This is a genomic window from Streptomyces chrestomyceticus JCM 4735 (assembly GCF_003865135.1).
GTDB lineage: Bacteria > Actinomycetota > Actinomycetes > Streptomycetales > Streptomycetaceae > Streptomyces > Streptomyces chrestomyceticus.
This window is the reverse complement of record NZ_BHZC01000001.1, coordinates 6,950,831-6,963,367: the sequence shown is the minus strand read 5'-3', so window position 1 is coordinate 6,963,367 and position 12,537 is coordinate 6,950,831. Positions and strand designations below refer to the sequence as shown.

Annotated in this window: 8 protein-coding genes and 1 pseudogene; 1 reads left to right on the top strand and 8 read right to left on the bottom strand. The window is 72.6% G+C overall.

Annotated elements, in window-relative coordinates; genetic code table 11:
- Positions 1-2: 2 nt before the first annotated feature.
- From ftsW to rsmH, 8 genes and pseudogenes are all read right to left on the bottom strand, one after another.
- Positions 3-1,343, bottom strand: a complete 1,341-nt coding sequence (gene ftsW / locus EJG53_RS30505) for a putative lipid II flippase FtsW (RefSeq protein ID WP_031003985.1) — start codon at positions 1,341-1,343, stop codon at positions 3-5.
- A gap of 61 nt (positions 1,344-1,404) precedes the next feature.
- Complete coding sequence (gene murD, locus EJG53_RS30500; RefSeq protein ID WP_125047571.1) at positions 1,405-2,823, bottom strand: UDP-N-acetylmuramoyl-L-alanine--D-glutamate ligase; 1,419 nt, start codon at positions 2,821-2,823, stop codon at positions 1,405-1,407.
- Entirely contained in the window at positions 2,820-3,884 is a 1,065-nt protein-coding gene (mraY, locus tag EJG53_RS30495; RefSeq protein WP_030024670.1) for a phospho-N-acetylmuramoyl-pentapeptide-transferase, read from the bottom strand. Before mraY ends, murD begins: the two co-directional genes overlap by 4 nt.
- Positions 3,881-5,314: a UDP-N-acetylmuramoyl-tripeptide--D-alanyl-D-alanine ligase gene (locus EJG53_RS30490; RefSeq protein ID WP_125047570.1), complete on the bottom strand. Its 1,434-nt coding sequence runs from the start codon at positions 5,312-5,314 to the stop codon at positions 3,881-3,883. The genes mraY and EJG53_RS30490 overlap by 4 nt, the downstream gene beginning before the upstream one ends.
- Before the next feature lie 62 nt (positions 5,315-5,376).
- Positions 5,377-7,139, bottom strand: a pseudogene (locus EJG53_RS30485) (Mur ligase family protein).
- Between the two features lie 18 nt (positions 7,140-7,157).
- Positions 7,158-9,551 (bottom strand): peptidoglycan D,D-transpeptidase FtsI family protein, encoded by a 2,394-nt coding sequence (locus tag EJG53_RS30480; protein WP_244955409.1) that lies wholly within the window; start codon positions 9,549-9,551, stop codon positions 7,158-7,160.
- A 119-nt stretch (positions 9,552-9,670) separates the two neighbouring features.
- On the bottom strand, positions 9,671-10,351 hold the full coding sequence (locus EJG53_RS42870) for a cell division protein FtsL (RefSeq protein WP_244955408.1): 681 nt from the start codon (positions 10,349-10,351) through the stop codon (positions 9,671-9,673).
- Positions 10,348-11,307 carry a 16S rRNA (cytosine(1402)-N(4))-methyltransferase RsmH gene (gene rsmH / locus EJG53_RS30470; protein WP_125047568.1) on the bottom strand — a complete coding sequence of 320 codons (960 nt, stop codon included), beginning with the start codon at positions 11,305-11,307 and terminating at the stop codon, positions 10,348-10,350. Before rsmH ends, EJG53_RS42870 begins: the two co-directional genes overlap by 4 nt.
- Before the next feature lie 505 nt (positions 11,308-11,812).
- On the opposite strand from rsmH, the gene EJG53_RS30465 reads away from it, so the two are divergent.
- Positions 11,813-12,370, top strand: coding sequence for a beta-class carbonic anhydrase (locus EJG53_RS30465; RefSeq protein WP_125047567.1), 558 nt, complete (start codon positions 11,813-11,815; stop codon positions 12,368-12,370).
- Positions 12,371-12,537 lie beyond the last annotated feature (167 nt).

Here is a 12,537-nt window from a genome sequence, read left to right as displayed (position 1 = left end):
ATTCACCGCTCTCCGGACGGTCGCTTCTTGACGCGCCGTCTCATCGTCTTCCGTCTCACCCCAGCCAGTTTCCTGCCGAAAACAGGCTGCCGCATGGCCAGTGCCGCCCGTGCAGCGGGCTCGTCACGCGCGAAGGCGATCAGCAGACCGATGGCGAACATCGTCGGCAGCAGGGCGGACCCTCCGAAGGAGAACAGCGGCAGCGGGACCCCGGCGATCGGCAACAGACCGAGCACCGCACCGATGTTGATCACGGCCTGGGCCGTGATCCAGGTGGTCACGCCTCCCGCTGCGTACCTCACGAAGGGATCCTCCGTGCGTCCGGCCACGCGGATACCCGCATAGCCTAGAGCCGCGAAGAGGGCGAGCACCGACAGCGTCCCCGCAAGCCCCAGTTCCTCCCCGGTGATGGCGAAGATGAAGTCGGTGTGCGGTTCAGGGAGTTCACCCCATTTTTCCATACTGGCGCCCAGTCCCGAACCGAAGAATCCGCCGGAGGCCAGCGCGTAGATGCCGTGCACGGCCTGCCAGCACTGGTCCTGCGGCCCGGGGTCGGTCGCGCCGATGCAGGCGAGCCGGGCCATCCGGTTGGCGCTGGTCTTGATCAGCAGCGCCCCTATGACGACGGCCGCGCCGAGCACGCCCACGAAGAGCCGGGTGGGGGCGCCGGCCAGCCACAGCAGGCCGAACAGGATCGCGGTCAGAATGATCGCGGTGCCCATGTCACCGCCCAGCATGATCAGCCCGAGCAGCAGGAAGGCCACCGGGATCAGCGGCACCAGCAGGTGCTTCCACTGGGCGAGCAGCTTCTTGTCCTGCTTGCGCGCCAGCAGGTCGGCGCCCCACAGGACCAGCGCCAGCTTGCCGAACTCGCTGGGCTGCATCTGGAAGGGGCCGCCCAGGTTGATCCAGTTCTGGTTGCCGTTGACCGCGACCCCTATCCCGGGGATCTGCACCAGGGTCATCAGGAAGACCGAGACGGCCAGCAGCGGATAGGCCAGCGTGCGGTGCAGCCGGACCGTCATCCGGGCCGCCACCAGCATCAGGATGCCGCCGAGCACCGCCGCGAACAACTGCTTGCGGAAGAAGTACGTCGGTGCCAGGCCGAGCTGGAGGGCCTTGATCTGGGAGGCCGAGTAGACCATCACCAGGCCGAGCACGGTGATCAGCAGGCTGCCGCCGACCACCAGGTAGTAGGCGGTCAGCGGCCGGTCCCAGCCCCGGCGGACCTGGGTGTACAGGCCCCGCGGGCCGCGGCCGGCGCCGCCGCGCGGCAGGCGCGGGCCGGAGCCGGGGCGCCGTGCCGGGCGCGGCGGCGCGGCCTTCGCCGATCGGGCCGTCATCCTCGTCCCCTCCACGGGTGCGCTGCGCCGTGCGTCCTCGACGGCGGCGGGGACGTACGGACTACTGTTCCTGTGCGGCCAGCGAGCGGACCGCGTCGGCGAAGGCCTCGCCCCGCTTGTTGTAGTTCAGGTACATGTCCATCGAGGCGCAGGCCGGGGCCAGCAGGACCGTATCGCCCGGCCGGGCCAGGCGCGCTGCCTCCCGTACGGCTTCGGACATCGCCCCAGTGTCGGTCCGGTCGAGGTCGACCACCGGGACATCCGGGGCGTGTCGCGCCAGGGCCTCCCGAATGAGCGCCCGGTCGGCGCCGATGAGGACCGCGCCGCGCAGCCGGCCGGCGGACTTCTGGACCAGCTCGTCGAAGGTGGCGCCCTTGGCGAGGCCGCCGGCGATCCAGACGATGTGCTCGTACGCCGCCAACGACGCCTCGGTGGCGTGGGTGTTGGTGGCCTTGGAGTCGTCCACGTACGCGACCCCGGAGACGTCCGCGACGTGCTCGATGCGGTGCGCGTCCGGGTGGAAGGCGCGCAGGCCGTCCCGTACGGACTGGGGGCGCACGCCGAAGGCGCGGGCCAGGGCCGCCGCGGCGAGCGCGTTGGCGATGTTGTGCGGGGCCGCGGGCGTCACGTCCGAGATCTCGGCGAGTTCCTGCGCGTGCTGCTGCCGGTTCTCGACGAAGGCCCGGTCGACGAGGATGCCCTCGACGACGCCGAGCTGGGAGGGGCCCGGGGTGCCGAGGGTGAAGCCGATGGCGCGGCAGCCCTCCTCGACGTCGGCCTCCCGCACCAGGTCCTCGGTCGCCCGGTCGGCGACGTTGTAGACGCAGGCCACGGTGTTGCCCTCGTAGATCCGGCCCTTGTCGGCGGCGTACGCCTCCATGGAGCCGTGCCAGTCGAGGTGGTCCGGGGCGAGGTTGAGGACCGCGGCGGAGTGGGCGCGTACGGAGGGCGCCCAGTGAAGCTGGTAGCTGGAGAGCTCGACGGCGAGGACGTCATACGGCTCGTCGGAGAGCACCACGTCCACCAGCGGCACCCCGATGTTGCCGACGGCCGCGGTACGCAGCCCCTCGGCCTCCAGGATGGCGGCCAGCATCCGTACGGTCGTGGTCTTGCCGTTGGTGCCGGTGATCGCGAGCCAGGGCGGAGAGTCCGGGCCGCGCATCCGCCAGGCCAGCTCCACGTCGCCCCACACGGGGACGCCGGCCGCCTCGGCGGCCTGGAAGAGCGGGCTGCTGGGCTTCCATCCGGGGGTGGTGACGACGAGGTCGGTGCCCTCGGGGAGCGTGTCGCCGTCGCCGAGGCGGACGGTGATGCCCAGCTCCTCCAGCGGCGCGGCCTGCGCCCGCTCCCGCTCGCCGTCGCCGCCGTTGACGACGGTGACGACGGCGCCGAGGCCGGCCAGGGCGCGGGCGGCGGGAACGCCGCTCACGCCGAGACCGGCCACGGTCACGTGCTGTCCGGCGAGGTCGAGGCCGGTCACTTGGCGGCCTGCCAGCCGCCGTAGAAGAGGCCCAGGCCGACGATCACGCACATGCCCTGGATGATCCAGAACCGGACCACGACAAGGACTTCGGACCACCCCTTGAGTTCGAAGTGGTGCTGGAGTGGCGCCATCCGGAAGACCCGCTTGCCGGTGAGCCGGAAGGACCCGACCTGGATGACCACGGACATGGTGATCAGGACGAAGAGGCCGCCGAGGACGGCCATCAGCAGCTCCGTACGGGAGCAGATCGCCAGACCGGCCAGCGCGCCGCCCAGGGCCAGCGAGCCGGTGTCACCCATGAAGATCTTGGCGGGCGAGGTGTTCCACCACAGGAAGCCGAAGCAGGCGCCCATCAGGGCGGAGGCGACGACCGCAAGGTCGAGCGGATCGCGTACCTCGTAACAGGCGGGCCCGGCGCTGATCGCGTTGGCGCAGGACTCCTGGTACTGCCAGATGCCGATGAAGGTGTACGCGCCGAAGACCATCACCGAGGCGCCGGTGGCCAGGCCGTCGAGGCCGTCGGTGAGGTTCACGCCGTTGGACATCGCCAGGATCATGAACAGTGCCCAGATGACGAAGAGCACCGGACCGATCTGCCAGCCGAAGTCCTGGGTGAAGGACAGCCGGTCGGAGGCCGGGGTCTGGCCGCGCAGGTCGGCGAACTGGAGCGAGAGCACCGCGAAGGCGATGCCGACGATCAACTGGCCGGCCATCTTCGCCTTGGCCCGCAGGCCCAGCGAACGCTGCTTGACGATCTTGATGTAGTCGTCGAGGAAGCCCACCAGGCCCATGCCGGCCATCAGGAACAGCACCAGCACACCGGAGAAGCTCGGGTTGCTGCTGGTGATGACCTTGGTCAGCGCGTAGGCGATGAGCGTGGCCAGGATGAAGGCGATGCCGCCCATGGTGGGCGTACCGCGCTTGCTGTGGTGGTCGCGCGGGCCGTCGTCACGGATGAACTGCCCGTAGCCCTTCCTGGCCAGCAGCTTGATCAGCAGCGGGGTGCCGATCAGCGTCAGGAAGAGTCCGATCATTCCGGAGAAGAGGATCTGCTTCATCGGGTGGCGGCTCCGCCCTCGACACCGGCGTCGCCCAGCAATGCCGCGGCGACCCGTTCCAGGCCGACCGACCTGGACGCCTTCACCAGCACGACGTCACCCGGCCGCAGCTCGCTGCGCAACAGGTCGACCGCCGCCTGCGCGTCGGACACGTGCACCGACTCCTCACCCCACGAACCCTCGTTCTTGGCGCCCATGTCGAGCCAGGCCGCTTCCCTGCCGCCGACCGCCACGAGCTTGCTGACGTTGAGCCGGACGACCAGGCGCCCGACCGCGTCGTGTTCGGCGAGTGACTCCCCGCCGAGCTCGGCCATCTCACCGAGCACCGCCCACGTACGGCCTCCCGTTTCCTTGGAGGCTTCGCCCATCGCCACGAGCGCGCGGAGCGCCGCCCGCATGGATTCCGGGTTCGCGTTGTAGGCGTCGTTGACGACCGTCACACCGTCCGCGCGCTCGGTGACCTCCATCCGCCAGCGGGAGAGCGTGCCGGCTTCGGAGAGCGCCACGGCGATCTCGTCCACGGGCATGCCCAACTCATGGGCGACGGCGGCCGCGGCAAGCGCGTTCGACACGTGGTGCTCACCGTACAGCCGCATGGTCACGTCGCTGCACCCGGAGGGTGTGTGAAGCGTGAAGGCGGGCTGTCCGAGCGCCGTGAGCCGGACATTCTCGGCCCGGACGTCGGCCTCTGCGGACTCGCCGAAGAAGACCGTACGGGCCTTCGTACGGGAGGCCATGGCACGGACGTACGGGTCGTCGGCGTTGAGCACGGCGACGCCGCCCTCGTCCGCGGTGGGCAGCGCCTCGACCAGTTCGCCCTTGGCCTGGGCGATCTGCTCGCGGCCGCCGAACTCGCCGATGTGCGCGGAGCCCACGTTGAGGACCACGCCGATGCGCGGCGGGACCAGCTCCGCGAGGTAGCGGATGTGGCCGACGCCGCGGGCGCCCATCTCCAGGACGAGGAACTTCGTGCCGTCGTCCGCGCGCAGCGCGGTCACCGGCAGCCCGATCTCGTTGTTGAGGTTGCCCACCGGGCACACGGTCGGCCCCCGGCGGGCCAGGAGCTGGCCGATGAGGTCCTTGGTGCTGGTCTTGCCGGCCGAGCCGGTGAGCCCGACGACGCAGGCGCCCAGCCTGCCGACGACGGTACGGGCCAGCGCCCCGAGGGCGGCGACCACGTCGTCCACGACGATCGCGGGGACGCCGACGGGGCGGGCGGCCAGGACCGCCGCCGCGCCCGCCTCGACGGCCCGCACGGCGTAGTCGTGGCCGTCCACGCGTTCGCCGGCGAAGGCCGCGAAGATGCTGCCGGGGCGCACCTCACGGGAGTCGAACACGACCGGGCCGGTGACCTGGGCCTCCGGGTCCGGTATGTCGTGCTGCTGCCCGCCGACGATGGTCGCGATCTCGGCGAGGGACAGGGAGATCACTTCTCACCCCCGGCCGTGGGCAGGTCGTGCCGTTCGAAGGGTTTTGCGCGCATGGCGGTGTGTCATCCCTGGTGGTTCGGCTGCTGCGAGTTCAACGAAGCCTCGATGGCCTCGCGCAGCACCTGACGGTCGTCGAAGGAGCGGACCACTCCGGCGATGTCCTGGCCCTGCTCGTGGCCCTTGCCCGCGACGATCACGGTGTCGCCGGGTTCGGCGCGGGCGACGGCGGCCGCGATGGCGGTGGCCCGCTCCTCCTCGACCAGCACGGTGCCGCGCTCGTGGACGGGCACCTCGGCGGCGCCCGCCAGCATGGTGGCGAGGATCGCGAGGGGGTCCTCGCCACGGGGGTTGTCGGAGGTCAGTACGGCGGTGTCGGCGAGGCGGGCGACCGCCGCGCCCATCGGCTTGCGCTTGTGCGGGTCGCGGTCGCCGCCGCAGCCCAGTACGGCGTGGATACGGCCCCCGGTGACCTTGCGCAGGGCGCGCAGGACCGATTCGACCGCGTCGGTCTTGTGGGCGTAGTCCACGACGGCGAGGTAGTCCTGGCCCGCGTCGATCCGCTCCAGGCGGCCGGGGACGCCGGGCACCGCGGCGACGCCGTCGGCGGCGGTCTGCGGGTCCACCCCGGCCACCACCAGCGCCGTGATCGCCGCGAGCGCGTTGGCGACGTTGAACGGGCCCGGGAGGGGCGAGGCGGCCCGTACGGACACGCCGTCGGGGCCCAGCGCGGTGAAGGTGGAGCCGAGCGCGCCGACCTCCACGTCGGCGGCGCGCCAGTCGGCGTCCGGGTGGCCCTCGGCGGAGAACGTGGTGACCGGCACCTCGGACTCGCCGGCGGCCAGCCGCTTGCCGTACTCGTCGTCGAGGTTGACCACGCCGGCCTTGCTGCGCGCCTTGGTGAACAACTGCGCCTTGGCCTGGAAGTAGTCCTCCATCCCGGAGTGGAACTCCATGTGCTCCGGGCTGAGGTTGTTGAAGATCGCGACGTCGAAGACGCAGCCGTCGACGCGGCCGAGGACCAGCGCGTGGCTGGAGACCTCCATCGTCACCGCCCGCACGTCGCGCTCACGCATGACGGCGAACAGCGCCTGGAGGTCGGTGGCCTCGGGCGTGGTGCGCTCCGACTTCAGGCGCTCGTCGCCGATCCGGGACTCGACCGTACCGATCAGGCCGGTCAGGCCCGCCCGGCGCCCGCCGCCGTCCCCCCGCAGCGCCGCTTCGCGCTGCTCCTCCTGGGCGGCCCGCTCGGCCGCGGCGCGCAGGCCGCCGTCGATGAGGTACGCGGTGGTGGTCTTGCCGGAGGTGCCGGTGATGCCGATCTGCAGGAGATCGCTGCCCGGGTCACCGTAGATCGAGACGGCCAGCGCCCCCATCCGGGCCCGCGGCTCGTCCACGACCAGGACGGGCAGGCCCGTCGCGGCGGCGCGCTCGCGGCCCGCCGGGTCGGTCAGGACCGCGGCGGCACCGAGGTCGGCTGCCTGGTTGGCGAAGTCGGCGCCGTGGAAGCGGGCGCCGGGCAGCGCGGCGTAGACGTCGCCGGGGCGCACGGCCCGGGAGTCGTGGGTGATGCCGGTGACGGCAGTGCCGGCAACGTCTGCCGCGGCCGGCACCGAGATGCCCAACTGCTCGGCGAGGTCCGCGAGAGGGGTGGCGCGGACCCGCTCTGGGCGGGGCGCTCCCGGAAACTTCCCGGGGCGTCCTTCTGGGCGTGGTGGGACTGATCAGCGTGTGACACGGCGGTGAGCGTACCGGGCGCGGCGGCCTCGGGGCGAAGTGAGGGGCGCGCGCCGGAGCGGTTCCCGGGGTCGGGGGTGATGGTCGTCACGGCGGTGCTGCCTCGTTTTCATTCGCCTGGCTTGAAGGTGACGGGCAGGCGCGGGGGCTGGGCGCCGCTCGGCGGGACCTGGAGCGTCTTGAGCGCGAACTCCATGACCTGCTGGTAGATCGGGCCGCACACCTGGCCGCCGAAGTAGCTCCCCCTGGTCGGATTCTGGACGGCGCAGTAGACGGTGACACGGGGCTGGTCGGCGGGCGCGAACCCGGCGAAGGAGGCGGTGTAGCCGTGGTAACGGCCGGTTCTCGGGTCCACCCGGTTGGACGTGCCGGTCTTGCCGCCGACGCGGTACCCGTCGATCTTCGCCTTGGCGCCGGTGCCCTCCTTGTCGTCGACCACCGATTCGAGCATGGTGGCCAGCGTCCTGGCGGTCTTCTCGCTCACCACCCGGCTCTTGTGCGGCTGCGGAGCGGGCCGGTAGCGGCCGTCCGGGCCCGTGGTGCCCCTTATGAGCGTGGGGGCGATGCGTTCGCCGCCGTTGGCGATGGCGGAGTAGACCGAGGCGGCCTGGACGGCGTTGAGCGACAGGCCCTGCCCGAAGGGGATCGTGTACTGCTGCGAGGTGCTCCACTTCTGCGGCGGGGCCAGCAGACCCGGTGTCTCGCCGGGGAAGCCGAGTCCGGTGGGCTGTCCGAGTCCGAACTTGCGCAGGTAGGAGTGGAGCACCCGGTTGGCCTCCGGGCGGGTCTTGCCGAGCTGTTCGGTGGCCAGGATGGTGCCGATGTTGCTGGATTTGGCCAGGACGCCGTTGAGGGTCAGGTGCCAGGTGGGGTGGTCGATGTCGTCCGCGAAGTTGCGGTCGCCGCGGTGCAGCCGGTTGGGGACGGTGACCCGGGTGGCGGGGGTCGCCACGCCCTCCTCCAGGACGGCGGCCATCGACATGAGCTTGCTGGTGGAGCCGGGTTCGAAGGCGTCGGTGAGGGCGGCGTTGCCGAGCGCTTCGGGGTCGGCCTTCGAGATGTCGTTGGGGTCGAAGCCGGGGGCGTTGGCCAGGGCCAGGATCTCGCCGGTCTTCGTGTCCTGCACGACGACGTAGCCCCGGTCGGCCTGTGACGCGGCGACCTGCTTGGTGATGGCCTGCTGGGCCATCCACTGGATGTCGCGGTCCAGGGTCAGCTCGACGTCGGTCCCCGGCACGGCCGGGTGTTCCTGGGCGCCCGCGGTGGGCACGCGCCGCCCGCCGGACTGGGCGTACACCAGCTTGCCGTCCTTGCCCGCCAGTTGCTTGTCGAGCCGGGCCTCCAGGCCGCCGCCGCCCCGGCCCTCGCTGTTGACGAAGCCGAGCACCCCGGAGGCGAGGTCCTTGTTCGGGTAGACGCGCTTGCTGTGCTTGTCCGCGAAGATCCCGACCAGGACGTTGGGGCGGCGCTCGCTCTTGGGCTGCTTGGCGGCCTTGGCGTCCAGTTGTCTGCGCAGGTCCTTGATCTGCTTCCAGACCTGCGGGGTCTGCTGCCGGGACAGCCGTACGTAGCGGGAGCCGGGCGTGGCGAGCTTCTTGGCCAGGGCGGCGCGGTCCTCGTGGAGGATCGGCGCGAGCAGGGCGGCGGCCTGCCGCGGGGCGTCCTGGATCTTGATCTTGTCGGGCGCGAGCAGGCTGGGGTCGGCGGTGATGTCGTACGCGTCGACCGTGGTGGCCAGGTCCACGCCGTCCCGGTCGGTGATCGCGCCCCGTTCGGCGGCCAGCTTGACCGGGACGTACCGGTTGACGTTGGCCTTGGCCGCGTACGCGCCGGCGTCCACGGCCTGCACCTGGAACAGCCGGACGACGAAGACCAGCAGGATCAGCGCCAGGCCGAGGGAGACCAGGCGCAGCCGGGGGCGCGGGCTGCCCAGGCGCAGGGTCGGCGTGCGGGGGCGGGGGGCGCGCTTGGTGGTGGTGGGGCGCGCGGAGGCGGGGCGCTTCTGGGGCGCGGGGCGGCTCTGGGCCGTCGCGCGCTGGGGGCGGCCGCCCCCGCCGCTTCCGCCGCTCCCGCCGCTTTGGCCCGGACCGCTGCGGCCACCGGCCGGGGTGGGGCGGGGGACGCGGCGGCGGGGGTCCGGGGAGCTGGTCGCCTTGGAGCCTGAGGCGGTACGGGAGGGGGAGCTGGCGGCCGGGCCTGCGCCGGAGCCGCTGCCGGGCTTACGGGGGGTCTGGGGGGTGGGCTTCGACCCGTTGGGCTTGGGGGCGGAGGGCTTGGAGCCAGTGGGCTTGGAGCCGGACGCCTGGGGGCCGGAGGGCTTCGCCGCGGAGGTTTTGGACGGGCCGGAGGGCTTGGCGCCGGTGGTCTTGGCGCCGGGGGCCTTGGGGCCGGAGGCTCTGGGTCCGGAAGCGCGGGGGCCGGACGCACCGGGGCCGGAACCTCTCGAACCGGAGCCCGAGCCGGAGCCGCCGCTGCCGGATCGCGGGCCTTTGGGGTCGGTCATGCGACGCCCTCCTCCGGTGCGTTCCTACGGGCGAAGGGGTCGCACCCGTAGGCGGACCCGGGCGCGGGCGCGACGGCCGCGGCTCCGGGCAAGGCTTCGGCGTTCTCGTACGTCACGGGTCACCTGCCGGAAGTCGTCGGGGCGGAGCCGGCTGCCGCGCCGGGGGCCGGACGCGCCGGTCCGGGCGCCTTCCGGCCATCGGCCCCCGGGGCGCCGGGCAGGGGGCGGCCGGGTGCGGAGAGGGCGGGGAACGGGTGGTCGGGCAGCGGCTGGTCGGGCAGCCCCGCGTCCGGGGCGACGGGTGCGGCGGTCGGCTGCGGCCCGGCGGACGGCCGGGGCCCGGGGACCGGCGCGGCGGCGTGGCCCAGCGCCGTCCGGGGCCCCGGCACGGTGAACCGCGACGGGGTGCGCGCGCTCATCGGGCCCGAGCCGCCCGGGGCCGCGCTCGGCTTGCCGCGTACCGTGCCGTCCGGCTCCAGGAAGGCCGGGCTGCCGCCCGGGACCATGCCCAGCTCGCGGGCGCGCTCGTCCAGCGCGCCCGGCGCCGAGTAGGCGTCCACCTCCTGCTGGAGGGCCTGCTGCTCGTCCGTCAGCTCGTTGGTGCGTTTCTCCAGCTTGCTCAGTTCGAAGGAGCCCTGGTTGAGCGCGGAATTGAGCAGCAGCAGCGTGATCAGGCCGGAGCCGAGGAGCACGACCACGAGGAGCACGAACGGCGTACGCGCCGCCGTGCCCCCCGCTCCGGAGGCGAACAGGCCCGAGAGCCGGCCCGCCCCCGGGCGCGTGCGCCCCGGCCGGTTCACGCGATGTCCTCGCGGATGCGTTCGGCACCGCGCAGCCGGGCGGGGGCCGCGCGCCGGTTCTCGGCGATCTCCTCCTCGGTCGGCAGCTCGGCGCCGCGGGTGAGCAGCTTCAGGCGCGGCTGGTACTGCTCGGGGACGACGGGCAGGCCGGGCGGCGCGGTGTTGGCCGCGCCCGCCGCGAAGACCTGCTTGACGATCCGGTCCTCCAGGGACTGGTACGACAGCACGGCGATCCGGCCGCCCACCGCGAGGGCCCGTACGGCGGCCGGCACGGCGTTCTCGACGGCGGCCAGTTCGGCGTTGACCTCGATGCGCAGCGCCTGGAACGTTCGCTTGGCGGGGTTGCCGCCGGTGCGCTTGGCGGCCTGCGGCAGGGCGTCGCGGATCAGCTCCACCAGGCGCGCGCTGTGGGTGAAGGGCTCCTTGGCGCGCTCCTTCACGACGGCCTCGACGATCCGCTTGGCCTGCTTCTCCTCGCCGTACGCGCGCAGGATGCGGACCAGCTCGCCGGGCGGGTAGGTGTTGAGGACCTCGGCGGCGCTCATGCCGGTCGTCTGGTCCATGCGCATGTCGAGCGGCGCGTCCTGCGCGTACGCGAAGCCGCGGTCGGCCTCGTCGAGCTGCATCGAGGAGACACCGAGGTCGAACAGGACGCCCTGGACGCGCGGGATGCCGAGGCGGGCCAGGACCTGCGGCAGCTCGTCGTAGACGGCGTGCACGAGGGTGGCGCGGTCCCCGTAGGGCGCCAGCCGCTCCCCCGCCAGCTTCAGGGCCGCCGGGTCGCGGTCGAGGGCGACCAGACGCGCTGCCGGGAACGTGGCGAGCAGCGCCTCGCTGTGCCCTCCGAGGCCGAGGGTGCAGTCGACGACGACCGCGCCGGGCTCGGCGAGCGCAGGGGCGAGCATGTCCAGACACCGCTGGAGCATGACGGGTACGTGGCGATCGTTGCTGCTCATGCGCCTTCCGATGGGGTGGGCGGCAGGTGGGTCCCCCCGGCCGCTGGCTGGGGGAATGCCGCACGTACCGCTTGGTCCCCGCCCGCTCTGAAGGGGAAGTGGCCCTCCGACGACGGGGAAGTGCCGTCGGCGGACCGGTTGGAGCGGGAGGAGGCCGAGCCGTACGTGCAGATCGCACGCGAAAGATTCGGGATCCAAGGAGAGCGTCACGCCTCCCACTTCGCGCCACTTTAGTCCACTGCCGCGCGGGGTCAATCAACCGGTTCCGCGCGTCCCGCACCGCCCGTCCGGGGGTTTTCGACGGATTTCCGAGCGGCTCCGGAGAGCCGTGGGACCACCCGGCCCGAGTAGCCGTCCGAGGTCCGCGACGCGGGCGAAAAGGCCGTTTTCACCCGATCGGCGGCACCCCGCGGGAGCGTGTGGAAAACCTCACAAGACGCCTCGGTGCCCCCTATGCCCCTTCCCACGTGCAGCCTTACCGGCCGATGCCCTTTACCGTGTTGCTATGTCGATACCTGCCTCGCAGCCGCTGCCCCCCTCCGCCGACAGCGCCGTGGCCCCCGCGGGCGGCACGGTCACCGACCGCCTCGTCGAGGCCAACACGAAATACGCCGCCGCCTTCACCGATCCGGGCATGGACGCCCGGCCCGTCCTCAAGGTCGCCGTCGTGGCGTGCATGGACGCGCGCCTCGACCTCCACGCCGCGCTGGGCCTGGAACTCGGCGACTGCCACACCATCCGCAACGCGGGCGGCGTCGTCACCGACGACATCATCCGCTCCCTGACGATCAGCCAGCGGGCGCTGGGCACCCGCTCGGTCGTCCTCATCCACCACACGGGCTGCGGGCTGCTCAACCTGACCGAGGACTTCCGCCACGACCTGGCGGCCGAGGTCGGACAGCGCCCCAACTGGGCGGTCGAGGCGTTCAAGGACCTCGACGAGGACGTCCGGCAGTCCATGCAGCGGGTCCGGACCTCGCCGTTCCTGCTGCACACCGACGATGTGCGGGGCTTCGTCTTCGATGTGACGACGGGTCTGCTGCGGGAGATCGACCCGCGGTAGGCACCGGAGTACGGGACGTCCACGGCCGCGGGGCCCTGCTCCGCGGCCGTGGCGCCGTGTCCGGGGCCGCGGTGGCGTGTCCGGGACCGCAGCGGCGGGTCAGGGGCCACAGCGGCGGGCCCGGGGCCGTGATGCCGTGTCCGTGTCCGGGGCCGTGCGCGGCCGGG

What these genes read in the sequence shown, in the direction of transcription:
- ftsW (WP_031003985.1), bottom strand. Translation starts at nt 1,343, where the DNA reads ATGACGGCCCGATCGGCGAAGGCCGCGCCGCCGCGCCCGGCACGGCGC.
- mraY (WP_030024670.1), bottom strand. Translation starts at nt 3,884, where the DNA reads ATGAAGCAGATCCTCTTCTCCGGAATGATCGGACTCTTCCTGACGCTG.
- EJG53_RS30480 (WP_244955409.1), bottom strand. Translation starts at nt 9,551, where the DNA reads ATGACCGACCCCAAAGGCCCGCGATCCGGCAGCGGCGGCTCCGGCTCG.
- rsmH (WP_125047568.1), bottom strand. Translation starts at nt 11,307, where the DNA reads ATGAGCAGCAACGATCGCCACGTACCCGTCATGCTCCAGCGGTGTCTG.
- EJG53_RS30465 (WP_125047567.1), top strand. Translation starts at nt 11,813, where the DNA reads ATGTCGATACCTGCCTCGCAGCCGCTGCCCCCCTCCGCCGACAGCGCC.